Origin of the sequence: Biomaibacter acetigenes (assembly GCF_003691585.1) — a bacterium.
Lineage (GTDB): Bacteria > Bacillota > Thermosediminibacteria > Thermosediminibacterales > Tepidanaerobacteraceae > Biomaibacter > Biomaibacter acetigenes.
Window position 1 is genome coordinate 3,233,679 of record NZ_CP033169.1, and the last position, 25,723, is coordinate 3,259,401.

Sequence of the window (25,723 nt, forward strand, 5' to 3'; positions counted from 1 at the left end):
CACTTGACTCATTTCCTGCTGCCGGGTTTTACAGCGGGAATTCCCTGTTTGCAGAGGGGGCATTCTTCGGGGAGGTAGGATTTTATTTCGAGCTCTAATAGATAGTGGGCCGGCACGCCGAAGTCAACCCTGCCGCCGCTGCGGTCCACCAGGGCTCCTACCGCCAGCACATCAGCGCCATGGGCTTTTGCAAGGTCTATAACTTCTTTTACGGAACCTCCCGTGGTGACCACGTCTTCCACCACCAGCACCTTTTCACCGGGTTTCAGGGTAAATCCGCGGCGAAGGGTCATGACTCCGTTCTCCCTTTCTGCAAAGATGGAGCGGGCTTTCAGGGCCCTGGCAACCTCGTAGGAAACCAGAATGCCTCCAACGGCAGGACCGATGACAGTCTGTATATCCATACCTTTGAATTTTTGTGCAAGTTCGCGGCAGACCTTTTCGGCAGCATCGGGATACTGGAGAAGTTGGGCACACTGCATGTACCTGTCGCTGTGGCGGCCGGAAGTGAGGAGAAAATGGCCGGTCTTTAAGACTCCAGTATCGGTGAAAAGTTTTATAATCTCTTCTCGTGTAAGCATTGTGATGCTCCTTTCTTGTGTAAAAAGTTACTTTGATCGACAGTGAAGACCCTGGCACTTAATCGTTCGGTAAACCCTCTAAATTCCGTTCATGCGCTCTGCAGGGTAAGTTGGCATCTACAGAAGTCAGAGGCCGGAAGTGAGATTAAGTTGGATTTGCCGAAAAGGCAAATCCTTCTATTTCGATACTTAGAAATTCTAACTTCTAACCCGAACTCAAAAAGGATGGGCGGCACCTATTAGTTCACCGATGCTTTTTATGCCCTGGTCGGCAAGGTATTGCTTGAACCCGGCGATAATGTGAAGCGGTGTCAGAGGATCTACAAAGCTGGCCGTGCCTACAGCCACGGCGGAGGCTCCGGCCAGGATGAATTCCACGGCGTCCTGCCAGGAAGTGATGCCACCCATGCCTATAATGGGCACTTTTACGGCCTTGTAGACTTCCCAGACCATGCGAAGCGCTATAGGCTTTACTGCGGGACCAGAAAGGCCTGCAAAGGTGCGGTGAAACACCGGCTTTTTTTTATTTATGTCGATGGCCATGCCCAGAAGGGTGTTTATGAGGGATATGGCATCGGCCCCGGCGGAAACCGCGGCCTCGGCTATCTTTTGTACGCTGGTGACATTTGGTGAAAGCTTGGCTATGACCGGAAGGTGAGTGGCTTCCCGTACGGCCTTTATGACTTCACGGGCGCTTTCGGGGTCCTGTCCGAAGGCCATGCCGCCCTTTTCCACATTGGGGCAGGAAATGTTTACCTCCAGGGCGGCCAGTCCTTCGAGGCTGGAAAGGCGCCAGGCAATTTTATGATAATCTTCTACGGTATCTCCGTCTATGTTGGCGATAACCGGGATAGAAAGTTTTGAAAGATGAGGCCATTCCTCCGTGATAAAGGCTTCCACGCCGGGATTCTCCAGGCCTATGGAGTTCAAGATGCCGGCAGGGGTTTCATATATCCTGGGAGGAGGGTTTCCGGTTTTGGGCTCAAGGGTGAGACCTTTGGTGACGATAGCCCCCAGTTTATTTATATCATAGAATTTCGCATATTCCTCCCCGAAGCTGAAGGTACCCGATGCCACCATGACGGGGTTTTTCATGGGGATACCGCAGATATCTATGGAAAATTTATTATCCATACCATACCCCCTTTATAGATATTTGAATCTAAGTTATGAGTCAGGGGATGAGTCAGAGAACCGTCCCCTGACTCACACCTCAAACATGAATCTTTGGCCAGGCTCAAGGGCTTGCTGGATTTACACAGCCCATGACCACAATAACCGTTTCTATGGTTTATTCTCTGGTTTAAATTTCGACTTGGCTCGCTTCAAAAACCGGACCGTCCTTACAGACTTTCATATACCCGCCTTCGGCGGATTTTACCGCACAGCCCAGGCAGGCCCCTACTCCGCAGGCCATACGCTCTTCCAGGGAAAGACAGGCCGGAATGCCGGCACCTGCGGCAATAGATTTTACTTTGGCCAGCAGGGGTTTTGGTCCGCAGGCGTATATGATGTCGATAGCATTTTTGCCGCCGGCTTTTATTTCAACATGTGGCGACATAGGTCCAATGATTTCTTTTGAGGAATTTACTGAAGCAGTGTCGTTCTCGATTTTCCTGTCGTTTATATATTTTTCCAATAAGTCCGTAGGAAACCCTTTGTAGCCCCGGCTGCCGTCGTCGGTACATATTTCCAGTTTGAAACCGCAATCTTCCATGAAAAATGTACCGAAGGTTTCATCATCTGAGGAGAAACCGGCAAATATGATCCCGGCGGTTTCCCTTTTATTTGCGGTATTTATGGCTTTTGCTAGAAACAACAGTGGTGCTACACCTATGCCTCCCCCTACGATGGCTGGAAATTTGATGCCTTCAGGGATTGGGAAGCCCTTACCCAGGGGGCCCATTATGTCAAGGGTTTCTCCTTTTTTCTTTCGGGCCAATATCTTTGTGCCCTCTCCAACCACACGGTAGATAATCTCTATGGTCCCTGTATCTATGTCGGCCATAGCAATGCTTATGGGGCGGCGAAGCAGCGGGGAGAGGCCGTCGGAGCAACGGATATGTATGAACTGCCCAGGCTTTGCGGTGGCCGCGATCTCCGGACAGTTCAGGACCATGTGGTAAATGTCGGCCGAAAGTTGCTCATTTATTTCTATCTTGGAATCCAATAAATAGATTTGATTTTCATGGGATGAATATATGGGACTTTTTTTCGACACGTTATTTTCCCTTTCTTTTAGAATATGGCGATGTTGGGCAACACCAAGAAAACTGATATGCAGCAACAAGCCCTTTTTGACCACCAGGTTTAAAGCGAGAGGCGTTGTGAAGCTGCCTATTTTATTGGCATGAGTTTTATGGCGGTAGCCTCGATCACTTCATAAAGCGCCCTAGCGGTGTCCAGGGAGGTGATACAGGGGATGCCGTCTTCGGCAGCGGCACGCCTTATCTTGAAACCATCCCTTTCGGGCGCCCTGCCCCGGGTCAGGGTGTTTATGATCATGTCCACCTTGCCCTCCCGCAAAAGGTCCAGTATGTTGGGGGAACCTTCCTCCACCTTGTTCACTGCCGTGGCCTTCACTCCGGCCTCCTGCAGCGCCCTGGCCGTGCCTGCGGTGGCATATATGGTAAAGCCCAGGCTGTAGAATTTTTTCAGGAGATTTACCGCTTCGGGCTTATCTCTGTCGGCGATGGTGGCCAGGATGGCGCCGTCGGTGGGCACCTTGAGCCCCGATGCGGTGAAGGCCTTGTAGAGGGCTTTTTCAAAGGTATTCTCGATGCCCAGCACCTCTCCAGTGGATTTCATCTCGGGCCCCAGGGATGGTTCCACCTGGCGGAGCTTGGAGAAGGAGAACACCGGAGCCTTTATGGCCACAAAGTCGGGCTTCGGCATGAGGCCTCCCCTGTATCCCAGTTCCCCGAGGCTCCGACCCAGGGCTATTTTGGTGGCCACGTCCACCATGGGCACCCCGGTTATCTTGCTCAAGTAGGGCACCGTCCGGCTGGAGCGGGGATTTACCTCGATGATATATACATCGTCACCCTGAACTACAAATTGAATATTAATGAGTCCCTTTACATTAAGTTTCAGAGCGATTTTTTCCGTATAGTCCACTATTTTTTCCACCGCAGGGCCGCTCAGGGTCTGGTGGGGATATACCGCAATGCTGTCGCCGGAGTGGATGCCTGCCCTTTCAATGTGTTCCATGATGCCGGGGATGAGCACTTCCCTGCCGTCACATATGGCATCCACTTCCACCTCGGTGCCGCCGATGTACCTATCAATGAGCACGGGCTTTTCAGGGGAAGCCTCAACGGCCTCCTCCATATAGGTTTTCAATTCTTTCATATTATATACAATTTCCATGGCCCTGCCCCCCAGCACATAAGAGGGCCTTACCAGCAGCGGAAAACCGATATCTTTTGCCTTCTGCAGAGCTTCCTCGGTGCTCCTGGCGGCTCCAGCTTTAGGTCGCGGGATATTGAGCTCGTTTAGCAAGGCATCGAATTTTTCCCGATCTTCGGCAGCATCTATGGATTCCACTGCAGTCCCTAGAATCCTGACCCCCCTCTGCTGTAGAGCTTGCGCCAGGTTTATGGCGGTTTGCCCGCCAAACTGCACTATGGCGCCTACGGGTTTTTCCTGCTCAATGACCGCCATGACATCTTCGATATACAGGGGTTCAAAGTAGAGACGGTCGGCGGTGTTAAAATCTGTGCTCACGGTTTCGGGGTTGTTGTTAATTATGATGGTCCTGTAACCTGCATCCCGGGCCGCCCACACCGAGTGCACGCAGCAATAGTCGAACTCTATGCCCTGCCCTATCCTTATGGGGCCGGAGCCTATTATCACCACCGCGGGTTTATCCCCGGACCCGGCCTCGTTTTCCTGCTCGAAGGTGGAGTAAAAATACGGGGTCTCCGCCTCAAACTCTGCGGCGCAGGTGTCCACTATCTTATATGTGGGCAGTATGCCGTACTGCTGCCTCAGGGCCTTTATCTCTTCTTCACCGGTATTTCGGAGGTTGGCGATGACTTTATCCGGGAACTGCATCTGTTTTGCCTGTCTCAAAAGCTCGGGGGAAAGTTCCTCTTCTTTTATCCTCTTTTCCATTTTGACGATATTGTCTATCTTTTCCAGGAAAAACCGGTCTATTTTGCTCATCTCATATATTTCATTCACGCTTACTCCCCGCCGCAGGGCTTCCGCTATAGCGAAGAACCGTTCATCGGTGGCCTTTTCGATTTCCTCTTTGATTTCCGCAAGGCCGACATTTGTCATGCTCTTTAATGAAAGGTCTATGACACCCTGTTCCAGAGACCTCACGGCCTTCATCAGCGCCCCTTCGAGAGTCCTGTCTATGGACATGACCTCTCCGGTGGCCTTCATCTGGGTACCCAGGGTCCTGTCGGCATTGGTAAACTTGTCGAAGGGCCAGCGGGGCATTTTCACCACCACATAGTCCAGGGCCGGCTCGAAGCAGGCGCTGGTCTTACCTGTGACGGGGTTTTTCATCTCGTCAAGGGTCAGGCCTATGGCTATCTTGGAGGCAATCTTGGCTATGGGGTAACCGGTAGCCTTGGAGGCCAGGGCGCTGGAGCGGCTTACCCTGGGGTTTACCTCTATTACATAGTATTTTCCGGTATCGGGGTCCAGGGCATACTGCACATTGCAGCCGCCTTCTATCCCCAGGGCCCGGATGATTTTTAGGGATGCGGAGCGAAGCATCTGGTATTCCCTGTCGGAAAGGGTCTGACTGGGGGCCACCACTATGCTGTCACCGGTGTGGATGCCCACGGGGTCGATGTTTTCCATGTTGCATATGGTAATGCACTGATCTTTTTTGTCCCGCATTACTTCATATTCGATTTCCTTCATTCCCAGCAGGCTCTTTTCCAGAAGCACCTGATGGATACGGCTCTGACTCAGACCATGGGCTGTTATCTCCATAAGTTCTGCCTCATCATGGGCTATGCCGCCGCCGGTGCCTCCCAGGGTATAGGCCGGGCGCACTATGAGGGGATAGCCCGCCTCCCGGGCGAAAGCCTTTGCCTCTTTGAGGCTGTGCACGATGCGGCTGTCGGGTACCGGCTCCCCTATTTCCTGCATGAGTTTTTTGAATAGTTCTCTATCCTCGGCCTTTTTTATGGAAGACAGGGGGGTTCCCAGGAGCCTTACCCCTTCCCTGTCAAGTATACCTTTTTCTGCCAGTTCTACCGCCAGGTTCAAGCCTACCTGGCCGCCCAGGGTAGGCAGAAGGCCATCGGGTTTTTCCCGCCGGATGACGCTGGCGGCAAATTCCGGCGTTAGAGGCTCTATATAAACCCTGTCGGCAATATGGGAATCGGTCATGATAGTGGCGGGGTTGCTGTTTATAAGCACCACTTCCAGGCCCTCTTCCTTCAGGGAAAGGCAGGCCTGGGTCCCCGCATAGTCGAACTCCGCCGCCTGTCCTATGATGATGGGGCCGGAGCCGATTACCATGACTTTTTTCAGGGATTTATCTTTGGGCATAAAAATCCTCCTTTCTGTTTATTACTGTATAATTATACAATATAATGTTTAATTTTTCATTATCGACTTAGAAATTCACATGTTTTTAACCTTTAATTTTTCTTTATCGCTGACGCATTTTATCCTTTCCAGAAATTCGTCGAATAAATATGCGGCGTCGTTGGGACCGGGGGAAGCTTCGGGGTGGAACTGCACCGAAAAGGCGGCAAGTTCCGGTATTTCCAGGCCTTCCACCGTGCCGTCGTTGGCATTTATAAAGGTTATTCTGGCTTTGCCTTCAAGAGATTTGTCATCGACGGCGTAGCCATGGTTCTGGGATGTCATGAACACCCTGTCCTTTTTGAGGTCTTTTACGGGGTGGTTGGATCCCCGGTGGCCGAACTTGAGCTTGTAGGTGCTGCCTCCCAGGGCCAGGGCCAGTATCTGGTGCCCCAGGCATATGCCGAATACCGGTATTTTGCCCAGCAATTTCCGGGTGGTGTTTATGGCGTATACCGCTTTCCTGGGATCTCCGGGGCCGTTGGAAAGAAGCACACTGTCAAAATCACAAGACAGGATTTTTTCCGCCGGAGTATCCGCCGGAAGTATGGTGACCCTGCAGCCCCTTCTTGCCAGGGATTCCACTATATCCTTTTTCACTCCCAAGTCCAGCAGGGCTACTTCGGGACCTATGCCGCCGGTCCTGGTATAGGCCCTTTTTGTGGTCACTTCTCTCACCAGGTCCAGAGTTTCCACCTCGGGCCAGGTTTTTAACATTTTCAGGAGTTCTCCTCCGGAATACTCGGTGGAGATGGCTCCTTTCATGACGCCGTGCTGCCTTATTTTCCTGGTGAGGCTCCGGGTATCTATGCCTTCTATGGCTATTATGTTATTTTGTTTCAGGTATTTATCCAGCGCCTCCCTGCCCTGAATGTAAAACCCCAAATCTATATCTTTATTTGAATCTTGTATATCTAACCCCAAACCTTCATCTTTATCCGAACCTCGAACCTCGAACCTCGGACCTCGAGTAAAGGCTTCTCTCACTATAAAGCCCCGAACTTTGGGAAGGTCCGATTCCGTGAATTCATCGGCGGTGCCGTAGTTTCCCACCAGGGGATAGGTGAGGGTCACAATCTGTCCGGCATAGGAGGGGTCTGTAAGTATTTCCTGGTATCCCGTCATGCCGGTGTTGAATACCACTTCACCCCAGGTGGTGCCCGGCGCTCCGAAGGAATTGCCTTCATATATGGTACCGTCTTGCAAGGCGATTATAGCTTTCATGTGAATGCTCCTTTCGTTGCATTTTTGGTCCGGTGTAAACTTGGTCCTCTGCCCGGAGACGGTCAAAAACACCGATAAGCTGCGCCGTCATCGTATGTCTCTTATTTATAACTTGCTTTTAATATCTCGGCGCGATTTATATTATCGTCGCTAATGTTCTCATCGGCATATACTATTTTCCCTCCCACCATGGTTAAGACTGCCTTACCCTTCAGCTTCCATCCGTGGAAGGGTGTGTTTCTGCCTTTTGAGAAGAATTTGTTTTTATCCACGGTCCACTCCAGGTCCGGATCTATCACCGTGATATCGGCGGGTTTGCCGATGGTGAGGCTTCCAGCATCGATGCCCAGGGCCCGGGCGGGGCCTATGGTCATTTTTTCGATGGCCTGTCCCAGGTTCAGTTTCCCTTCACCTACGATATGGTTCAATATGAGTCCCAGGGATGTCTCGAGGCCCACTATGCCGAAAGAGGCTTTGTCGAATTCCACATCCTTTTCATCTATGGAATGCGGTGCATGGTCGCTGGCTATGACATCTATGGTGCCGTCCTTTAAGCCTTCCAGCAGGGCTTCCACATCCTCCTTTGTCCTGAGGGGAGGGTTCATCTTGGCATTGGTATCATATCCCACCACCGCTTCTTCGGTTAAGGTCAGGTGATGGGGCGTGGCTTCACAGGTCACTTTCACGCCTTCGGCTTTGGCCCTGCGGATGAGCTCCACAGAGCCCTTTGTGCTCACATGGGCTATATGGACCCTGGTACCGGTTTCTCGGGCCAGGAGTATATTCCTTGCCACCATGGTTTCCTCTGCGGAGGCGGGGATTCCCTGGAGGCCCAGCAAAGTTGAGATATAGCCTTCATTTACCTGCCCGCCTTCGAAAAGCCCCGGGTCTTCACAGTGGTCTATTATCACTCTATCAAACATGGATGCGTACATGAGGGCTTTCCTCATAAGGGAACTATCGGCCACGGGCCTGCCGTCATCGGAAAAGGCAACGGCTCCGGCCTCGACCATGTCGCCCATCTCAGCGATTTCTTTGCCCTCCAGGCCTTTGGATACACATCCTATGGGAAGCACCCTCACCAGTCCCGATTTCAACGCCCTGGATTTCACGTATTCCACCATCATGGCATTGTCTACGGGGGGTTTGGTGTTGGGCATGCAGGCCACGGTGGTAAAACCTCCAGCAGCGGCGCTTCTGCTGCCGGTCTCTATATCTTCCTTGTATTCATATCCCGGCTCCCGGAAGTGGACATGCATGTCTATGAGGCCGGGGGTTAGTATCAGACCTGTGAGGTCAATGACCTGTGCTCCGCTGATATTAATCTTTTTTTCCATAGCGGCTATGCTGCCGTCTACCACAAGAATGTCCCTTACTTCATCTACTTTGCGATTCGGGTCGATCACCCTTGCCCCTTTTAATATCTTTTTCATTGACGGGCACCTCCTATCAAGAGATATAATACGGCCATGCGGATGGCCACACCGCTCTTTACCTGTTCATTTATCACGGACTGGCTGCCGTCCATTATTTCCGAGGATATCTCCACACCCCGGTTTACAGGTCCGGGATGGAGCAGCAGAGCATCGGGCTTTGCCAGGGATAGCCTCTTTTTGTCTATGCCGAAGAGCCTTGAATATTCCCGCTGGGATGGGAACAGCCCTTTTTTCTGTCTTTCCAGCTGAATCCTGAGGGCCATCACCACATCAGCTCCATCAATGGCCTCGTCCATATTTTTTGCCACCTTTGCCCCCATTTTTTCTATTTCTCGGGGCATAAGAGTCTGGGGGCCGGCCACGTAGACTTCTGAACCCATCTTTGTGAAACCGAAGATGTTGGACCTGGCCACGCGGCTGTGCAGAATATCTCCCAGTATAGCCACTTTGAATCCCGATAATGTTCCCTTTTTCTCCCTCACCGTCAGCATGTCGAGGAGTGCCTGGGTGGGGTGCTCATGGGTACCGTCACCGGCATTGATAACTTTCGCGCTCACATGGCGGCTTAAAAACTCGGCGGCTCCCGAGGAGCTGTGGCGGATAACCACAGCATCTATCCCCATCATTTCCAGGGTCTTTGCGGTGTCCTTGAGGCTTTCGCCCTTTTGCACGCTGCTGCCCGATGAGGAAAAGTTTATGGTGTCGGCGCTCAGGTATTTGCCCGCCAGCTCGAAGGATGTGCGGGTCCTGGTGCTGGGTTCGTAAAAGAGGTTCACCACAGACTTGCCCCGGAGGGTGGGCACTTTTTTCACGTCTCTATCGATTATTTCTTTAAAAGATTCCGCAGTGTCGAGAATCTGCTCTATGTCCCGTTTTGTCGCCTTTTCCAGTCCCAGAAGATGTTTCTGGCTTAACACGGTATTTCCTCCTCTCATTATTTTCCATGCCGGGCGTCAGTTGACGGCCCTGGCATCCGAATGCTAAAAAAACCCCTGCCGTCGAGACGGCAGGGGGCCATTTATCTGTGTGTTTGAGTCAGGCAGTCGGATGGTGCTTGCGGTATGATTTATGCAGCACAGCGGCGCTGCCCGACTCGATACGCCCGCATCAAAAAAGCCTTTCTCCGAGGCGGAGAAAGGCGTGCGGTCATAAAAACCACTCTTTGACTTACCTTAAAATCGTGACTGCTATGCTTCCCTTGCCGGCCTCGCTGGACCAGATTTAAAGGTTACTGCAATATCATATTCATTTTTATATACTATAACATCTAAGGTGAAACTTTGTCAACAAAAAACTTTTATTAACTCTCTTAAAAGATTTGATGTTTTATATATATAAGGTTTTTGGACAGGCGGTGGCGCCATGATAAGCTGACTATAGTGTACACCTGACTTACTTCGGTGCACCGAAAGTCTACCCATGGCACACCCCGGTGCACGGTGTGTCCGATGCTATAGCATGTGCATCATGAGCCTCACCAGGGCGGCTTCCCGTGTCATGTCACCCATGGAGATGGCACCGGCTTCCAGGGCTTTGACCCCTACTTCGTAGAGGGAGAGGTTCACTCCTTCGAAGGGCACCTGCGTAGTGACAGCCACGGTGATGCCGGATGAAATGAGCTCTTCTATGGCCGGCAGAAGATTTCGGGGCTCCCGGAAAGGCACTCCGCCGGAACCGAAGCTTTCAATGAGTACGGAATGATAACCTTTTTCCCTGGCCAGCAGCAGGACTTCGGGCTCTATGCCGGGATAGAGCTTGACCAGCAAAACCCGGGGATCGAGGTTATCATAGAGTATTACGGGCTCCTCTTCCAGGCCTTTGATGGGGCGGGATTGTGGGTCGATGCTTGAGTCAACGCAACCTCTCCCTGACTCATTTTTGAGTTTGGCCCAGACTTGCTTTATCCTTCTGGTTTCCTGCCAGAGTACCTCATCATTCCACTCTATGATTAACTTTTTTGAGTCAGCGCAACCTCTCCCTGACTCACGGACTTTTCCCGCCGGGGGCGCATTTACGCTGGAAAAGGCGTCAAAACTTGCGGTCTTCATTTTGGTGGCTCTGTCACCGATAATGATATCGCCGTTAAACACCAGGAAGACGCCGGGCACTCCCGAAGCCGCCACTTTGAAGCTGTCCACGAGGTTTTTTGCGGCATCGCTTTGCTCTTCCCCTATGGACTTTTGAGCGCCGGTTACGGCCACGGGCTTTTTGAGGTCCATGAGCATGTAGGTAAGAGCCGAAGAAGTATAGGCCATGGTGTCGGTGCCGTGGGAAAGGACTACACCGTCACATTTTTTGAGAGCCTCAACAATCTCAGTGGCAATAACCTTCCAGTCTTCGGGCTGCATATTGGAACTGTCGATGTTCATTATGAGTTTTCCCTGGATATCGGCTATATCCGAAAGTTCCGGCACCAGCTCTATCATTTCTTTTTCGGTGAAGGCCGGTCGAAGGCCTTCGGGCCCTTTAGCCGATGCAATTGTACCACCGGTGGCCAGAAATGCTATTTTCTTTTTTTGTGTCATAACGGATTTACCTCCTGCTTTTGTTTTCTGAGGTCCCTGATTTAAAAGGGCGGGCAACGATGCCCGCCCTTGTTCGCCTCCTGTCAAACGCTGGGGCTTTCTCAGTGTTTTACTTTTTACTTGGCTTTCTCAAAAGTCTCCTTATCCAGCTCACCCATTAAACTTGCCACCGTCACCATACCCACGGTGTCGCCGGTGACATTGAGCATGGTGTTGGGCATGTCGATAAGCCTGTATATGCCGGCGATCCAGGGCACTATGGTAAGAGGCATGCCCATGATGTTCATGAGCACCGCAGCCATCATAATGGCACCGCCGGGTACACCGGCTACGCCTGCCGCCATAATGACGCCCAGTATTATAATATAAATGAAAGTCGCCGGTGAGAAATGGACTCCGAAGAGTTGTGCGGCAAAAAGGGCATATATGGGCATTTCCGCGGCGCATGCATGCATGTTGATGGTGGCCGCCGGAGGCGCGATTAGGTTTACCGTATCTTCAGGCACACCGGCCCGCTTCTTGGTGGATTCCATGGTGACGGGCAGTGTGGCGCTGGAAGAACAGGTGGAAAAGGCTACCAGCATGGCCGGGAAGATATTTCTAAAGTGCTGTATGGGATTTACCTTTGCAAACACCATTAATATGATGGGATACACTACTATGAGAACTGTAGCATAGGCAACATACTGGGTGACGAGCATCTTGGCGAGAGCTCCTAATACCATGGTGCCCACTGTCCCCGTGATATTCGCCATGAGGGCAAACACTCCGTAGGGGGCAAATTCCATGATGTAGCCCACCATCTTCATCATCATCTCGTCACCGGATCTGAACAGGTTCCTGAGGAACTTGCCGGAATCGCTTTCGCCCATTACTGCCGCTGTAAGGCCACAGGCAATGGCGAACACTATGACCTGGATCATGTTGAAGTTGGTAAAGGCCGCCGCCACATTATCGGGGATCCAGTTGATAAAAGTCTGGAGCATGTTGATATTGCCTGTCTGCTCTGCGGCTTTTTCCGCCAGCTTGACACCCACGCCGGGCTTTATGATGAGGGCCCAGATAACGCCCACCGAAGCCGCCGCCAGGGATGAGAACAGCCAGTACACCAGGAACAGACCGCCGATCCTTTTAAGCCTGGATAGATCCACCACACTCGAGGTGCCTGCAGCAATGGAGAAGAAAACCAGTGGCAGGATCACCATTTTCAGGAGCCTTAAAAAAATGGTACCTATGGGGTCCAGCACCGTAATACTCGGGCCTACGATATAGCCTATGATTGCACCAAGGACCATGGCAATGAGTATCTTGTTGGCCAAACTGACCTTGCCGTACCACTGCTTAAAACCCATGATGAATCCCCCTTTTTTATTTTTGTTTCAGGACATTAAAGTATTGTCCCAATAAAACATAATATTCGGGCAAATAAGCCCGTCCCACGGAACTGACGAATATTTACCCCCTTTCTCATTTGATTTCAATATTCTCTTTATTTTTGATTATATAATGAATATTTATCTAAGTTCAATTATATAATGCACATTTATTTATTTCAAATATCATTTTTAGTTTAATTTGCCTACTTTTTCCCAATTCACCGCACAATTTTCAGATAAAAGGGTTTTTCATATAAATGTAGAAAAATATAATAAAAGTACCTCATTGCACAGATAAAACCAAATTTTAGAGGAGGAAATATTCAATGAGAAGGTTTAAGAGGCTGTTTGCCGTCATTGCAGTGATCCTAATAGGAGTCATGCTGATAGTGGGCTGCGGACAAAAAAGCTCTGGCGGAAGCGGCGGACAGAAACAGGAAAAGAAGGTAATAGACGCCGGCGGTGCTAGCTGATCTTCAGTTCAAAGCCAAACGGGGACGGATCCTGCCCGACCCGACAATTGCACGCTTTGGCCGGAAAAGGCAGAATTGTCCCCGTTTTGCAAAAAGAACCGGGTTCTACTCTGATTTCCGGCCTTTAGATTTTAAGCCCTGACACGGCACTTCAGGATCGATGACGTTTATGGGGTCTATGGGGCGCTGCAGGAATCTTTCCCCCACCTCTATGAACTTGGTAGGATCGTCACTTACAAAATAGCGGTATACTGACGGGGCAGCTTCATAACGCTCAAGTTTCATAACTTTTAACATCCGGCTTACCTCTTTGGCAGTTTCATAAGCGGAATCTACCAGACGGACATTTTCACCCATTACGGCCTGCAGGGTGGGTTTGAGGAGCGGATAGTGGGTGCATGCCAGCACGAGGGTATCAATACCCTCTTTTTTAAGTGGCGTAAGATATGTCCTGGCTGTGTAAAAGGCTGCCTCATTGTCCAGCCATCCTTCCTCCACCAGCGGCACGAACAGGGGACAGGCTTTTGAATATATGTTTATATCCCGGTTTATATCATGGATGGCCTTTACATAAGCCTGGCTTTTGATGGTGCGTTCGGTGCCTATAACCCCTACCGTGCCGGTGTAGGTCCCGCTGGCGGCGGCCCTGGCCCCGGGCTCGATGACCCCCAGCACCGGCACTGGAGAATATTTCTTGAGCTCTTCAAGGCAGGTGGCGCTCACGGTATTGCACGCCACCACCACCATCTTTACATCCTGGCTCAGTAGAAAATTCAATCCTTCAAAAGCAAACCGCGTCACGGTTTCCCTGGATTTGGACCCATAGGGCACCCGGGCTGTATCCCCGAAATACACGATGCTCTCCTGCGGGAGTTGTTCCATAATCTCCCTGGCCACCGTAAGCCCTCCAATACCCGAATCAAAGACCCCAATGGGCTTGTTGTTCATTTCCATAAATTTCACCTCAAAAATAACGATCTGACTTTATTGATTATAGCACTATTTGACCGGAAGATATAGATAATGCCCGATCCATTTTATGGCATAATATATTAAAAATCCGGAGAGAGCACAGCTATCTCATCTTCGGTGGCTGCAACTATGTCAAAGCGGGTCTGTATCAGGGCTGTTATTTTCTTGCCTTCCAGATGAAATGTGTACTTGCCCGTCAAGAGGTCCAGAGCTGCCAGGCCATTTTCTGTACCGATAAATGCGGTTTTGGGACAGAGCAGCGGAGAAGTGGTTGGCGGTACCTTGAATTCTTTAATCCATTTTATCTCCGCCCTCTGGGGGCTTAAAGCCAGAAGAGTGCCTCTCGCGTCCACCGCCAGCATGAAATCCCGGTGAAAGGCCGGCGCTATGAATTCTTCATCGGAAAACTTCTTTTTCCATATTATGTCCCCGGTCAGGGGATTTACGGCGTAAAACCATGCGTCCCGGGAAATGGCAAAAACTTTGCCATCCCACACTGAAGGCGGGTTGGATATGACGTCTACGGTCTTTGTCTTCCAGTAAGGGATGCCCTTCCTGTCAAGACAGTAAAAATAATGGTCCGAGGAGGCAAAATATATAAGATCATAGGCCAGGGCCGGAGGAGAACAGAGTACCCCTCCGGTCTTATACTGCCACAGCTTATTTCCCCTTTCGTCAAAGGCTTGCATGGAACCCCCATCGGCGGCAACGATCACGCCTTCCCCGGCCACCGCAGAGCCTGTTATATTCTCTGCATCTACCGTTTTCATGATTTTTCCGGAATAAAGGTCAAGGATGACGAGATTCCCCGAGGGCACGACTATGTGGGACCCCATCACGGAAGCCTCTGCAGTGGGTGAAAGATCTCGATTTTGCCAGAGGATGCCGAAGTTTTTTAGATCCAGTGCCCATACTCCGTTCCGGGCCACGGCTATGAGGATATCGGTGTAACTGTTGAAACCGATTATCCCTGGGATTCTTTTGGCACCGGCAACTTTTAAATTGAACGGCACCGGCACCGGAGAATAACCGGTGTGACAGAAATCTTTCTGGATGGTAAGCCACTTACCTGCTCCGCCTTGTTCCAATTCGTGTAAAATGTTAAATAATGCATTATCCACGATGCCGCTGGGTTTTGCGCCCAGGACTTTTTGAAACTGTATTACCGCATGCCGGGTATCATCTCCAAAAACCCCATCTATCCTGGTCTTGAAAAATCCCAGACGTTTCAGAAGCTGCTGGAGATTTCTCACATCTGTGCCCACAAGTAAAGGTTTTTGTTTTTTCAGTTCACGCCCGCCCAGAGCGACAACCGGCAGTCTCATCAAATCACCGCCCAAAACCTGCTGAAAAATCCGGATATATATATTTTATTCTGCCGGGCGAAAATTGGTTACGGGATTGTCGTATACTAAAGCAAGTATATTTCATTTTGAAAGTGAGATTCTATAAATGAAACAACACCGGGGGTGTGATAGATTTGGATGAAAAGCAGGTTGTACAAACTCTTAGCTGGTTTTATAGTCTTGAACTGGGACAGGTGGATTTATACAATGCTCAAAGCCATCAGGTGGAGGATATTTACCTTAAAAAGGCTTTACAGAGGATAGCTGTCATAGAGCAGCAGCATGTGGACAATATGGCGGCGGAGATCAAAAAGAGGGGATACAATCCTTCGCCGGTAGGTGATATCCTCGGTCCCTTCATCGCCAGGATCACGGGTTCCGTGGTGGGCTATGCCGGCCCCATCGCCATCCTCAGAACCGACATTGCCGTGGAGGAAAAGGCCATGCGGGACTATAAGGATTTCATACTGAAGTCGGGGCATGATGAACACCTTTTCGACCTGCTGTGGAGCAACCTCCTGGACGAGGATTTTCACACTGCCTGGTTTGCCAATAAACTCAGGGAATTAGAGAAAAACCAGGGCAAACTGCACCCTGGTTTTGTGCGCCATTAAGGAGATTGCTACTTTAGGGTACCACCATTGTTTCTGGCATAATCTTCAGCCATGGCCTTTTCGGCCCTTTCAATGGCAAGCCTTACCAGATTACCGCAGTTTCTGGAAGACACACTACCCCATCCCTCTTTCGCCACCGTGTCTGCCACTCCCAGTTCCCTTGCAAGTTCGTACTTGAGGTTCTCGGACATGACACCCCGGTTTCGACGGGACATATGCATACCTCCTTTAATTTTTACGCACATTATTATCATACCTATTGATGAATTTTTTATGATGCCAAATATCTTCAATTTTGAAAATATGTATTGAAAATTTTTTGTAGGCACATAATAAAGTTGTTAACAAAAAATTTTTATATATTTTTGTATAAAGGAATGGTGGCTGATGGTCATCACAAAAAACACCTTGATGAAGGACATAGTGGAATTTTATCCGGAAGCCTATGAGATCCTGGCAAGATTCGGAATCAAATGCCTGGCATGTGATGGAATGCTCAACAACACTCTGGAAGAGTGCGCGGCTTTCCACAAACTGGATTTAGAAAAACTTATAAAGGAATTAAAACAACTGGAATTACCTAAAACCGATAAGTCATAAAAAAGAAATCCGGATTAACCGGATTCTTTTTCAATAAAGTGAGTGCCTGGCACTCACTTTCCATGGCACTCACTTTCTTAATTTTCAATAAGTGAATAAGTGAGTGCCTGGCACCATACCTGAAGCTCGCAGGTATTCTCCTGCGGTTCTGTCTGCCAGGACCTTTATTACTTCGGCCTCGGGGTCCTCGGTGCCCTGGAGGTGGCAACCTTCGGATTTTAAAGCCCTTGCATAGTCTATCACTTCTTTTGTGATGCGCTCTCCCGGACATATAATGGGTATGCCGGGGGGATATGCCATTAACATCTCGGCGCTTATTTCACCCTCTGCATCCTCCAGCTTCAATTCCCGTTTCTCGCTGTAAAAAGCAAACCGGGGAGAAACCACAAGCCGCTGGGATTCGGGCAGGTCGGCGGTTATTTTTATAACATTTTTGCGGCTGTAGTTTTGGGCAATTTCCCTTACGGCGGATACCAGGGCGTTTATGCTGTCTTCATTGTCACCTATGGCTCCTACTGCCAGTACATTGTAAAGGTCCGAAAGTTCCACCTGGATGTGGTATCCGTATTTTAAAATTTTTTCCGTTTCAAATCCGGAAAGCCCCAGTTCCCGGACATTTATGGCAAGTTTAGTGCGGTCGTATCTAAAGCATCCATCGGTGCCCTCTTTATCGCCGCCCATTACATAGATGCCGTCTATGCCGTTCAATTCTCTTCTGGCCCTTTCGCAAAGCTCGATGGTTTTATCCAGCATTTCTCTGCCATGCAGTGCCATTTGCTTGCGGGCTACATCCAGTGACGCCATCAATGGATATGAAGGGCTGGTGGTCTGGGTGAGGTTCATGGCAGCTTTAACTCTCCTGTCATCCACCAGATCACTTTTTACAAGCAAAATTGAACTCTGAGTCATGGAACCGATGAGCTTGTGGACACTGGCGGCGCTCATGTCGGCACCGGCTTCCATGGCTGACAGTGGCAAATCAGGATGGAATCCGAAATGAGCCCCGTGGGCCTCGTCCACTATTACTGGCTTTCCAAAGGAGTGCGCTATTTCTACGATCTCTTTGAGGTTCGATGCCACCCCATAGTAGGTGGGGTTTATTACAAATACCGCCCTGGCGTTGGGATGTTCCACCAGAGCTTTTCTCACGCTTTCGGGGGTTATACCCATGGCTATGCCCATATAGTCATCTATAACGGGTTTTATATAAACCGGCCTTGCACCGCTCAATATGAGCCCACCCACGGCCGAACGGTGGGCATTCCTTGGAAGGATAATCTCATCACCGGGACCTGCGACGGCCAGTATCATGGCCTGGATGCCTGAAGTGGTACCGTTGACCAGGAAATGGGCATGGTCTGCTCCAAAGGCCCGGGCCGCCAGTTCTTCAGCCTGACGGATTACCCCCAGGGGATTGCAGATGGTATCCAGGTCCAGGATTCCTGCGGTGACATCGATGGCCAGGATATTGTTTCCGACAAATTCACGAAATTCCGGTATACCTCTGCCGCCTTTGTGACCGGGCACATGGAAGGAAATGATCCCGTCTTCCACGTACTTTTTCAAGGCGGCAAAAAGTGGGGTTTCCTGCTGCTCTTCGATTTTCATCTTGATAGTCACACTCCCTTCGTTTTAAACAAATCAATTAAAGCATAATTGACATGAAAATTCAATAATGTAAATGATAATTTTATGTTAAATTTTTGTGAAGTCTTATAGAAAAATCGAGGAAAGGTTATAAACACATTTGATAAATCGGAATTATTAGGAATAGATACGGATAGGTCCGGATAAATCCGGATAATGGCGGATAACAAAAAAAATCGTGGGCGAGACCTGCATCATAGAGTAGGCCCGCCCCCGGTTCACCCGGAATTGAAAGTGCTTCATTAAGTTTTACCTGAAGGCAATTTTTATTGTACTGTTTATCCTTCCTTTGGCGGCTTTCCACCATTCCAGTATCTTAAATCGCACTTCCACAGGCACTTCTTCCGGTGAGGAAGCCGTCTCAATCGCGGCCATCTCCCGGGGTGTAAGAACTTCTCCCATGCGCTCCCGGGCCTCTTCTCTTGTGAGGCCGTGGGTGATATCCACAAAGCACAGGGGTGGGAACAGCACGCACCACCAGTTGGCACCTTCGCCTTTACCTATGACAACCCGCAAAGCCTCATATTCACCCGCCGGGAGGGTCACATAACCGTAGTTTTTCACCGGAAAGGGAAACCTGCCAAAGAAAGCTTTTACGGTATAATCTTTGCCGCTTTGTTTTATCTGCCTGAGAGCAATTTCTTCAATGTCTTTGAGGTGGCTTTTGATAAATTCCCTGGATATGTCGATATCATCTATGCCTTCGAACTGTTTATCCAGGGCGTTTATGATATCATCCCGGACCCTGAGCTTTAAAGCCTGGTCCTCCGGGGAATCGCTGTTGGCGATGATGTGCAGACGAATGAGCTTTGACGAAAGTTCCTCTGCCGTAACCTTGCCAAAGCTTCCCGGAGTCGCTTCTTCTAAAACAGGACCTCCGGCAATTCTCGCACTGCTGAATATGGCAGCCAAAAGCGTCAGGGCCAGTATGCCTGCGGTGACCAGTGTTATTTTTTTGAGTAAGGCAAGTTTCCTTCCCATGCTAATCTCTCCCCTTTGATTTATCAGATCATTCCTTTAAAATTATTCCCAAAACAGGCTGTTAATAATCGCTTGAAAAAATTTTTTATTACTTTGTGACCCCGATATTTTTAACCTTCGTGGTTACAGCCACCGAAATCATGACATCGGGGAAGATGTCTTCCCATCTATCTTTATAATCCTTCCAAAGTTTAGGATGATATTTGTGGAGGTATTCGCCCAGCTTGAGCACATCCACCCGGTAATCCTGCTGCAGTCTTGATATTCCCTTTAAAATTTCAGATTTTACTTCTTTTGAAACCAGGTCTTCTATAACCTCTTCATTATGAATATTCAGGCTTACACCCTCAGTGGTATCGCTTATGTTTCCTTCCACACATACCTTTAAACGGAACTCGGGTGCAGGGCCGTCAGCAGTAAGCTGCAGCTGCCTGTGGGCTCTCAAAATAATAAAAGTAACCTTGCCCTTGCCCTCAGGATCATCTATCGTTATGTTCCCGCCTGTTATTTTCCCCTGGAAAAAGTTTATCCCCCGGGCTTCCTCTTCCGTAAGCCATCCCGCCAGTTTAAAGTGTTTGAGTACCGCCCCACCGCCTATATTCACTTCCTGGGAATCGGGGCTTATTTTGCTCACCAGGGCATTGCCGTTAAAGTCATGTATCTGGTGGAGAAAGTCCCCCAGGTCACCGTCAATAAATTTGCCAGAAAGACTTTCATTTCCAAAAAGAGATTCCAAATATAAAGCCGGAAATTTTTCAACCCATGGTTGGATCTCCATGACCTTTCTGGCTTCACCTTCAGCAATGGCTATACGGCTCCGTCGGTTGAATTCCATCTGTCGCATGAAGGGATTTATCACCGGCTCCACGCCGCTTTTAGCCACATCTTCTCCTATAACAACTACCCTCATATGTTCAAAGGACAGGTCTCGGTTGAGGCGAAGGGCCAGGTTTCTTGCTCCGTCGGTAATAGAATCGGCTACGGTGCTTTCTACCTCCACCGGTTTCTGATTGCCTCCTCCGCCTCCCCCTCCTCCACCTCCCCCTCCTTCGCCGCCGGCTATGGCCCGAACTATTGGTATCAGGAATGATATATTATACCTGCCTGGCTGCTGACTTTTGTCTATACCAACACCGCCGACAAAGAGCCTTTTGTCAATATCCCTGTAATCCCAGCACCCCGATAATATGACAAAGGCCAGAAATACGGCTGTAAAAATGAAGAGACTCTTTCGAGCAATCTTCTTACAAAAAGGACTCATGCTGTTTTGCCCCCTTTATTCCTGACAATGCTTACCATAAGGATTACAGCCGGGATTATAACTGCTATCATGATTCCCACCACCCCTGCCACCTGCATCCATCTTATGGTATCCAGGGGATTCTCGGGTATAATGGAAATAAGATATACCCAGGGCAGCATAATGGTAATAAAAAACTTGAATTCTTTTGCTTTTGTCAGATGTGTTACTGCCAGGGTCCCGGCATAATACATGCCATTTATTGTAGTAAAGGCCGCAATGGTCCAGAGGGCCATGGCAAGGGCGTCCAGCCTCTCGAAAATACCGCCAGGAGCCATGATAGTCCTTATTATGGACATGGAAGGCCACAGCAATATGCGTGTATCCTCTACTCCGATGGAGGCAAAAACGATTATCACCACAAAGAGATATATTAGTGTTATGGACCCTATAGCCACCAGCAGAATCCATAAAACCCTTCCGGGGCTCCTTATATACGGTCCCACCATGAGCAGCACCTCAAACCCGAAGAAGCTGTATACGGTCTGAAATGTACCCAGGGCCAGGGTTTTTACCGGGGTGTTCAAAAAGGGCAAAAGTTCGCTAAAATCCGCCCGGGGGATAGCGGTAAGATACATGGCAACAACCGGGACTATAAGTATGGGCAGAAGTATTTCCCCTATCCTGGCTATTGGCTCTATACCGTGACGCAGTATATATACCGATAGCAGCAACATGGTAAAAATAATAAATCCCCTGGGGGTGCTTATGAGCATGAAGGCATTCATAACCTCGGAGAAAACTCTGACCGTCAAGGCTGTGAGAATCGTAAAATAAAGGATCAGAATTATCCCCAGCGGGTATCCCAGTATTTTTCCAAGGACCTTCTGAGAGTACTCTATAAAAGTATCCTGGGGAAATTTTTTAACGAGGGCCCCTACTATTAGGCTTGAAACAAAGGCAAAAACTCCGCCTGAGAGCACCAGGAGCCACCCGTCAGAACCGGCCGCATTGGCTACATTCCGGGGCAGACTCAGTATACCGGTCCCCAGGATGGTGGTGATGAGCAGGGCTACAGTTTGAGGAACCGTTATCCTATCATTGTTTGTCAGCACTTTCATCACCTGCCTTTTCACTATTATCGTGGCGCCGGTCGTTTATTCTATTGAGGTCCTCCGGTCTGGTGTATCCGGGCCTTATTTCCATAGAAGGCATGGGGCCCCGCACAATAAAGTCCTTGCCCTCGGAAAACCTGAAGGATACAAAGGGAGAAAGATAATGGGCTCCGAAACTCTTGAGGGTCACCAGGTGTATGGTTAATGCCAGAAGTCCCAGCATGATACCGTAAAGGCCGGCTACAGTGCCGAGAAATATAAAGAGGAAGGTAAGAAGCCGAAATCCTATAGCCACGCTGTAATTAGGGATGGCGAAGGATGAAATGGCATTCACAGCCACCACTATGACCATGATGGGGCTCACAATACCGGCCCGTACCGCGGCTTCACCCACCACCAGGCCGCCCACTATGCCTATGGTCTGGCCAATGGGACCTGGAAGTCTTACCCCCGCCTCCCTCAATACCTCCAGGGAAAATACCATGATAAGAGCTTCCACCACTGCCGAAAAGGGCACCCCCTCCCGGGTGGCGGCAATGGACAGGGCCAGGTCGGTGGGCAGCATCCCAGGGTGATAGGCCGTCATGGCTATATACAGTGCCGGAAAGGCCATGGCGAAAAATGCCGCGGTAAAGCGCAAAAGCCTTATCATCGAAGCAATATACCAGCGCTCGTAGTAGTCCTCCGGCGACTGGAAAAGGCTCAAAAAGGTCCCCGGAGCCAGAAGTACAAAGGGGGTGTTGTCGGTGACTATGGCCACATTGCCTTCGATGAGTCCCGCCGCCACCACATCGGGCCTCTCGGTGCGCCGGAGCTGGGGGAATGGTGAGAGCCAGTCGCCCTCTATCATCTGCTCTATATAACCGCTCTCAATCACACCTCCCATGTCGATGGTGTTGAGCCTCTTTAAAACCTCATCCACTATGTTGGGGTTGGCCACGCCCTGGATATACAGAATCCCTACATCGGTGCGGGTGTGGCGGCCGAGCTTTATGGTCTTGACCTTAAGGTTGGGGTCTTTTAGACGGCGGCGGATGAGGGCAATGTTCACCCGATAAGTTTCCGTGAAGCCCTCCCGAGGGCCCCTTATTACCGCCTCGGTGGCGGGTTCCTGGACACCCCGTTTCTCCCATCCCCGGGTGCTTATTATCAGTGCTTTTTCGAACTTATCCATAAACAGTATGGTATCGCCGGAAAGGATGCCCAGTACGACCTCACCGAAATTGTCCACTTCCTTGATATCGGCAGCGGTCAGCAGGCCTTCCTTCACCATGTTGAAAAAGTTCTGGCCAAGACTGTATTCCAGCGGTGCCTGGCGCGTCAGGAGCATGAGAGATTTCAATATTTCTTCCTGCACCAGGTTTTTATCCACCATACCGTCTATATACATGAGGGCCATCTCGTGCTTCTGTGCCTGGCCCATGTAAAAATCCCTGGTAATGACATCATCGCAGTCATAAAGATATTCGTGAACTTCTTTTTCATTTTCTTTTATGTCTTTTTTGAGTTTTTTACTCCTGTCCGGCGACATATCCCTTTCGTAATACAGGTCTTGCTTCTTTCCGGAGTAGAGCTTTGAAAACACATTGGTCATTCTATCACCTTTTCATTCAAGTCAGGGACGGTTCCGACTTGAATACCACATTATGCCATTAAGGTCAGCCAGTGGAGAACCGTCACTTGAATATTACAGTATGTATTTAAAAATTATATAAACTATCATCGAACCAAAAATATAAAGCAGGCCGATTATCCTGGCGGCGGCCAGTTCTTTTTTTAAGCCTTTGGTTTTGAGGTCCGCACCATCGATGACTAGCAGGTAAAGGCCGCTGGCGATGAAAACCGCCATAGTCGCCAGAGTGGCAGCGCTTTTTATATACCCCAAAACCGTCTGCATGATTTTCAACATTTGTTTTCCTGCCTTCATCACTATATTTTCTGGTTTATTTTTTGTCATTATGCAATTTTTTATGAATCAACTTCTTCGATTGGATATTAAATAGCCTTGCTTATCCCTATATTTTATTTTATACTATTAAAAAGTTCGATTTTCGAGGAATAAATCATATTCATTCATAGAGAGGCAGGTAATAAGTTTATGGAAATACTAGTCACACTGGATTCATTAAAAAACCGGGAAGATGAAAAGGTTCTCCGCTTCCCGCCGGATACCCTGGTGACCAGGGAAGCCCGGGTATATGCGGCGAAAAAGGGCATCGAGATTTATGTAGGAGAAGAAAGGCTTTCGGAGCCCTCGCTTTTAAACGGCGTTTCCAGCCAGAGGGCGGTGATATCCGTGGTAGGCGAGGATAAGGTAGGCATCATCGCAGGGATCTCCGATGTGCTGGCAAAAAATAATGTAAATATTCTTGACATCACCCAGACCGCCATAGAAGGCCTTTTTACCATGATTATGGTGGTGGATATCGCGAAGGCCACGGTCAGCTTTGAGGAATTGAAAGAGAAGCTTTCAAGGCGCGGAGGAGAGATTTCGGTTAGGGTGGACGCCCAGAGGGAAGAAGTGTTTCATTTTATGCATAGAATATGAGGAGGACGGTCATGAATTTCACTCGAGATGAGGTCATAGAGACTATCCGCATGGTGCAGGCGGAAAATCTGGATATAAGGACCATTACGCTGGGGGTTAGCCTCAGGGACTGTGCTGGGGAAAGTGTCGAGGCTGTGGCCCGGAAGGTCTATGACAAGCTGACGGTGGTAGGCCGAGAGCTGGTGCCGACGGCCGAAAAGCTTGCGGCGGAGTTCGGCATCCCCATCATCAACAAGAGGATCTCTGTCACCCCTATAGCCATGGTGGCCGAAAGCTGCCGGGAGAAGGATTACACTCCCATCGCCCGGGCCATGGATAAGGCAGCGACAGAGCTCGGCATAGATTTTATAGGAGGTTTTTCGGCCCTGGTGCAAAAGGGTTTTACAAAAGGGGATATAAACCTGCTCAATTCCATCCCTGAAGCCCTTTCATCTACCCAAAAGGTGTGCTCCTCGGTGAATGCGGCCTCCAGCAAGGCCGGCATAAACATGGATGCGGTCAGGGCCATGGGACGCATAATAAAACAAACCGCAGCTCTCACCGCTGATGAAGACGGTATAGGCTGCGCCAAACTGGTGGTGTTTGCCAACGCAGTGGAGGACAACCCTTTCATGGCCGGGGCTTTCCACGGTCCGGGAGAGCCGGAAACAGTGGTAAATGTAGGCATCAGCGGGCCCGGAGTGGTAAACACGGTGGTGAGAAGGCTGCCCAAAGATGCGGATTTTGGAGAGCTTTCGGAAGCCATAAAGCGCATGGCTTTCAAGATAACCAGAGCCGGAGAGCTCATCGGCAGGGAAGCTGCCCGGAGGCTGGGCGTGTCTTTCGGCATCATTGATTTGTCCCTGGCCCCGACGCCGGCCGTGGGCGACAGCATCGCCAACATCCTGGAAGCCATGGGCCTGGAGCGCTGCGGGGCCCCGGGTACCACCGCCGCCCTGGCTTTATTAAACGATGCCGTGAAAAAAGGTGGCGCCATGGCCACATCCTATGTGGGCGGGCTTTCGGGAACCTTCATACCGGTGAGCGAAGATGCGGGCATGATAAGGGCGGCTGCCGAGGGTGCATTGACGCTGGAAAAGCTGGAGGCCATGACCTGTGTATGTTCGGTGGGCCTGGACATGATAGCAATACCCGGAAACACATCGGAACAAACCATATCGGCCATCATCGCCGATGAGATGGCCATAGGTGTCATCAATAAGAAGACCACGGCGGTGAGGATAATCCCCGCTCCCGGCAAGAAGGCCGGTGACTTCGTGGAATTTGGCGGCCTGTTGGGAAGAGCGCCAATCATGCCGGTAAATAAGTTTGATTCTTCGGCCTTTGTAAAGCGGGGAGGACAAATCCCTCCGCCAATTCAGAGCCTTACAAACTAGGCAATATATATAGATAAAATGGCACTTTCAGAGAAATGAAAATTGAGCTGCTCGTTATTTTAAGAATAATAAAGATAAAAAAAGCCGGCATATTTTTCGCCCGTTTTAACGAA

General features: G+C 49.8%; 23 protein-coding genes. 5 read left to right on the plus strand and 18 right to left on the minus strand.

Annotated elements, in window-relative coordinates; translation table 11 throughout:
* Positions 1–8 precede the first annotated feature (8 nt).
* The 9 genes from pyrE to D2962_RS16595 all read right to left on the minus strand — a co-directional run bounded on the left by pyrE (position 9) and on the right by D2962_RS16595 (position 12,674).
* Positions 9–581 (minus strand): orotate phosphoribosyltransferase, encoded by a 573-nt coding sequence (gene pyrE, locus D2962_RS16555; protein ID WP_122015621.1) that lies wholly within the window; start codon positions 579–581, stop codon positions 9–11.
* 216 nt (positions 582–797) lie between these two features.
* Positions 798–1,715: a dihydroorotate dehydrogenase gene (locus D2962_RS16560; RefSeq protein ID WP_122015622.1), complete on the minus strand. Its 918-nt coding sequence runs from the start codon at positions 1,713–1,715 to the stop codon at positions 798–800.
* 169 nt (positions 1,716–1,884) lie between these two features.
* Positions 1,885–2,802, minus strand: a complete 918-nt coding sequence (locus D2962_RS16565; protein ID WP_245984793.1) for a dihydroorotate dehydrogenase electron transfer subunit — start codon at positions 2,800–2,802, stop codon at positions 1,885–1,887.
* A gap of 116 nt (positions 2,803–2,918) precedes the next feature.
* Positions 2,919–6,098: a carbamoyl-phosphate synthase large subunit gene (carB, locus tag D2962_RS16570; protein WP_122015623.1), complete on the minus strand. Its 3,180-nt coding sequence runs from the start codon at positions 6,096–6,098 to the stop codon at positions 2,919–2,921.
* Positions 6,099–6,173: 75 nt separating this feature from the next.
* Positions 6,174–7,361 (minus strand): glutamine-hydrolyzing carbamoyl-phosphate synthase small subunit, encoded by a 1,188-nt coding sequence (gene carA, locus D2962_RS16575; protein ID WP_122015624.1) that lies wholly within the window; start codon positions 7,359–7,361, stop codon positions 6,174–6,176.
* Between the two features lie 101 nt (positions 7,362–7,462).
* On the minus strand, positions 7,463–8,794 hold the full coding sequence (locus D2962_RS16580; protein WP_120765994.1) for a dihydroorotase: 1,332 nt from the start codon (positions 8,792–8,794) through the stop codon (positions 7,463–7,465).
* On the minus strand, positions 8,791–9,732 hold the full coding sequence (locus tag D2962_RS16585) for an aspartate carbamoyltransferase catalytic subunit (RefSeq protein ID WP_162991272.1): 942 nt from the start codon (positions 9,730–9,732) through the stop codon (positions 8,791–8,793). Before D2962_RS16585 ends, D2962_RS16580 begins: the two co-directional genes overlap by 4 nt.
* A 516-nt stretch (positions 9,733–10,248) precedes the next feature.
* On the minus strand, positions 10,249–11,322 hold the full coding sequence (locus D2962_RS16590; protein ID WP_147421231.1) for an asparaginase: 1,074 nt from the start codon (positions 11,320–11,322) through the stop codon (positions 10,249–10,251).
* A gap of 116 nt (positions 11,323–11,438) precedes the next feature.
* The gene (locus D2962_RS16595) at positions 11,439–12,674 is read right to left on the minus strand and encodes a dicarboxylate/amino acid:cation symporter (protein WP_120765997.1); all 1,236 of its coding nucleotides are present in this window, start codon (positions 12,672–12,674) and stop codon (positions 11,439–11,441) included.
* A gap of 350 nt (positions 12,675–13,024) precedes the next feature.
* On the opposite strand from D2962_RS16595, the gene D2962_RS17725 reads away from it, so the two are divergent.
* A complete protein-coding gene (locus D2962_RS17725; RefSeq protein ID WP_162991273.1) occupies positions 13,025–13,171 on the plus strand; it encodes a hypothetical protein in 147 nt (48 codons plus the stop codon).
* A 105-nt stretch (positions 13,172–13,276) separates the two neighbouring features.
* On the opposite strand, the gene murI is transcribed toward D2962_RS17725, so the two are convergent.
* On the minus strand, positions 13,277–14,125 hold the full coding sequence (murI, locus tag D2962_RS16600; protein ID WP_120765998.1) for a glutamate racemase: 849 nt from the start codon (positions 14,123–14,125) through the stop codon (positions 13,277–13,279).
* 98 nt (positions 14,126–14,223) lie between these two features.
* A complete protein-coding gene (locus D2962_RS16605; protein ID WP_122015626.1) occupies positions 14,224–15,468 on the minus strand; it encodes an outer membrane protein assembly factor BamB family protein in 1,245 nt (414 codons plus the stop codon).
* Positions 15,469–15,623: 155 nt separating this feature from the next.
* Here D2962_RS16605 and D2962_RS16610 point away from each other — a divergent pair, with 155 nt between their 5' ends.
* Positions 15,624–16,103, plus strand: coding sequence for a demethoxyubiquinone hydroxylase family protein (locus tag D2962_RS16610; RefSeq protein ID WP_120766000.1), 480 nt, complete (start codon positions 15,624–15,626; stop codon positions 16,101–16,103).
* Positions 16,104–16,111: 8 nt separating this feature from the next.
* On the opposite strand, the gene D2962_RS16615 is transcribed toward D2962_RS16610, so the two are convergent.
* Positions 16,112–16,318, minus strand: coding sequence for a small, acid-soluble spore protein, alpha/beta type (locus D2962_RS16615; protein ID WP_120766001.1), 207 nt, complete (start codon positions 16,316–16,318; stop codon positions 16,112–16,114).
* A gap of 172 nt (positions 16,319–16,490) precedes the next feature.
* Between D2962_RS16615 and D2962_RS16620 the strand changes: the two genes are divergently transcribed.
* Positions 16,491–16,703 (plus strand): DUF1858 domain-containing protein, encoded by a 213-nt coding sequence (locus tag D2962_RS16620; RefSeq protein WP_120766002.1) that lies wholly within the window; start codon positions 16,491–16,493, stop codon positions 16,701–16,703.
* Positions 16,704–16,787: 84 nt separating this feature from the next.
* Here D2962_RS16620 and D2962_RS16625 read toward each other — a convergent pair whose 3' ends face one another.
* The 6 genes from D2962_RS16625 to D2962_RS16650 form a co-directional block, all read right to left on the minus strand.
* Positions 16,788–18,311: an aminotransferase class I/II-fold pyridoxal phosphate-dependent enzyme gene (locus tag D2962_RS16625; RefSeq protein WP_120766003.1), complete on the minus strand. Its 1,524-nt coding sequence runs from the start codon at positions 18,309–18,311 to the stop codon at positions 16,788–16,790.
* A 288-nt stretch (positions 18,312–18,599) separates the two neighbouring features.
* A complete protein-coding gene (gene spoIIR / locus D2962_RS16630) occupies positions 18,600–19,331 on the minus strand; it encodes a stage II sporulation protein R (protein WP_120766004.1) in 732 nt (243 codons plus the stop codon).
* 88 nt (positions 19,332–19,419) lie between these two features.
* The gene (locus tag D2962_RS16635; RefSeq protein ID WP_120766005.1) at positions 19,420–20,592 is read right to left on the minus strand and encodes a Ger(x)C family spore germination protein; all 1,173 of its coding nucleotides are present in this window, start codon (positions 20,590–20,592) and stop codon (positions 19,420–19,422) included.
* Positions 20,589–21,686, minus strand: coding sequence for a GerAB/ArcD/ProY family transporter (locus D2962_RS16640; protein ID WP_162991274.1), 1,098 nt, complete (start codon positions 21,684–21,686; stop codon positions 20,589–20,591). The genes D2962_RS16635 and D2962_RS16640 overlap by 4 nt, the downstream gene beginning before the upstream one ends.
* Complete coding sequence (locus tag D2962_RS16645) at positions 21,670–23,280, minus strand: spore germination protein (RefSeq protein WP_120766007.1); 1,611 nt, start codon at positions 23,278–23,280, stop codon at positions 21,670–21,672. Before D2962_RS16645 ends, D2962_RS16640 begins: the two co-directional genes overlap by 17 nt.
* A gap of 93 nt (positions 23,281–23,373) precedes the next feature.
* Positions 23,374–23,595: a CLC_0170 family protein gene (locus tag D2962_RS16650; RefSeq protein ID WP_122015628.1), complete on the minus strand. Its 222-nt coding sequence runs from the start codon at positions 23,593–23,595 to the stop codon at positions 23,374–23,376.
* Between the two features lie 312 nt (positions 23,596–23,907).
* On the opposite strand from D2962_RS16650, the gene D2962_RS16655 reads away from it, so the two are divergent.
* Both D2962_RS16655 and D2962_RS16660 read left to right on the plus strand, forming a co-directional pair.
* Entirely contained in the window at positions 23,908–24,234 is a 327-nt protein-coding gene (locus tag D2962_RS16655) for an ACT domain-containing protein (protein ID WP_342774552.1), read from the plus strand.
* Between the two features lie 11 nt (positions 24,235–24,245).
* Positions 24,246–25,610 (plus strand): PFL family protein, encoded by a 1,365-nt coding sequence (locus tag D2962_RS16660; RefSeq protein ID WP_122015629.1) that lies wholly within the window; start codon positions 24,246–24,248, stop codon positions 25,608–25,610.
* Positions 25,611–25,723: the final 113 nt, after the last annotated feature.

Bases quoted from the DNA above. Each gene is read 5' to 3' on its own strand.
- pyrE (WP_122015621.1), bottom strand. From the start codon at position 581: ATGCTTACACGAGAAGAGATTATAAAACTTTTCACCGATACTGGAGTC.
- D2962_RS16560 (WP_122015622.1), bottom strand. From the start codon at position 1,715: ATGGATAATAAATTTTCCATAGATATCTGCGGTATCCCCATGAAAAAC.
- carB (WP_122015623.1), bottom strand. From the start codon at position 6,098: ATGCCCAAAGATAAATCCCTGAAAAAAGTCATGGTAATCGGCTCCGGC.
- carA (WP_122015624.1), bottom strand. From the start codon at position 7,361: ATGAAAGCTATAATCGCCTTGCAAGACGGTACCATATATGAAGGCAAT.
- D2962_RS16580 (WP_120765994.1), bottom strand. From the start codon at position 8,794: ATGAAAAAGATATTAAAAGGGGCAAGGGTGATCGACCCGAATCGCAAA.
- D2962_RS16585 (WP_162991272.1), bottom strand. From the start codon at position 9,732: ATGAGAGGAGGAAATACCGTGTTAAGCCAGAAACATCTTCTGGGACTG.
- D2962_RS16590 (WP_147421231.1), bottom strand. From the start codon at position 11,322: ATGACACAAAAAAAGAAAATAGCATTTCTGGCCACCGGTGGTACAATT.
- D2962_RS16595 (WP_120765997.1), bottom strand. From the start codon at position 12,674: ATGGGTTTTAAGCAGTGGTACGGCAAGGTCAGTTTGGCCAACAAGATA.
- D2962_RS17725 (WP_162991273.1), top strand. From the start codon at position 13,025: ATGAGAAGGTTTAAGAGGCTGTTTGCCGTCATTGCAGTGATCCTAATA.
- murI (WP_120765998.1), bottom strand. From the start codon at position 14,125: ATGGAAATGAACAACAAGCCCATTGGGGTCTTTGATTCGGGTATTGGA.
- D2962_RS16605 (WP_122015626.1), bottom strand. From the start codon at position 15,468: ATGAGACTGCCGGTTGTCGCTCTGGGCGGGCGTGAACTGAAAAAACAA.
- D2962_RS16615 (WP_120766001.1), bottom strand. From the start codon at position 16,318: ATGTCCCGTCGAAACCGGGGTGTCATGTCCGAGAACCTCAAGTACGAA.
- D2962_RS16620 (WP_120766002.1), top strand. From the start codon at position 16,491: ATGGTCATCACAAAAAACACCTTGATGAAGGACATAGTGGAATTTTAT.
- D2962_RS16625 (WP_120766003.1), bottom strand. From the start codon at position 18,311: ATGAAAATCGAAGAGCAGCAGGAAACCCCACTTTTTGCCGCCTTGAAA.
- spoIIR (WP_120766004.1), bottom strand. From the start codon at position 19,331: ATGGGAAGGAAACTTGCCTTACTCAAAAAAATAACACTGGTCACCGCA.
- D2962_RS16635 (WP_120766005.1), bottom strand. From the start codon at position 20,592: ATGAGTCCTTTTTGTAAGAAGATTGCTCGAAAGAGTCTCTTCATTTTT.
- D2962_RS16645 (WP_120766007.1), bottom strand. From the start codon at position 23,280: ATGACCAATGTGTTTTCAAAGCTCTACTCCGGAAAGAAGCAAGACCTG.
- D2962_RS16650 (WP_122015628.1), bottom strand. From the start codon at position 23,595: ATGTTGAAAATCATGCAGACGGTTTTGGGGTATATAAAAAGCGCTGCC.
- D2962_RS16660 (WP_122015629.1), top strand. From the start codon at position 24,246: ATGAATTTCACTCGAGATGAGGTCATAGAGACTATCCGCATGGTGCAG.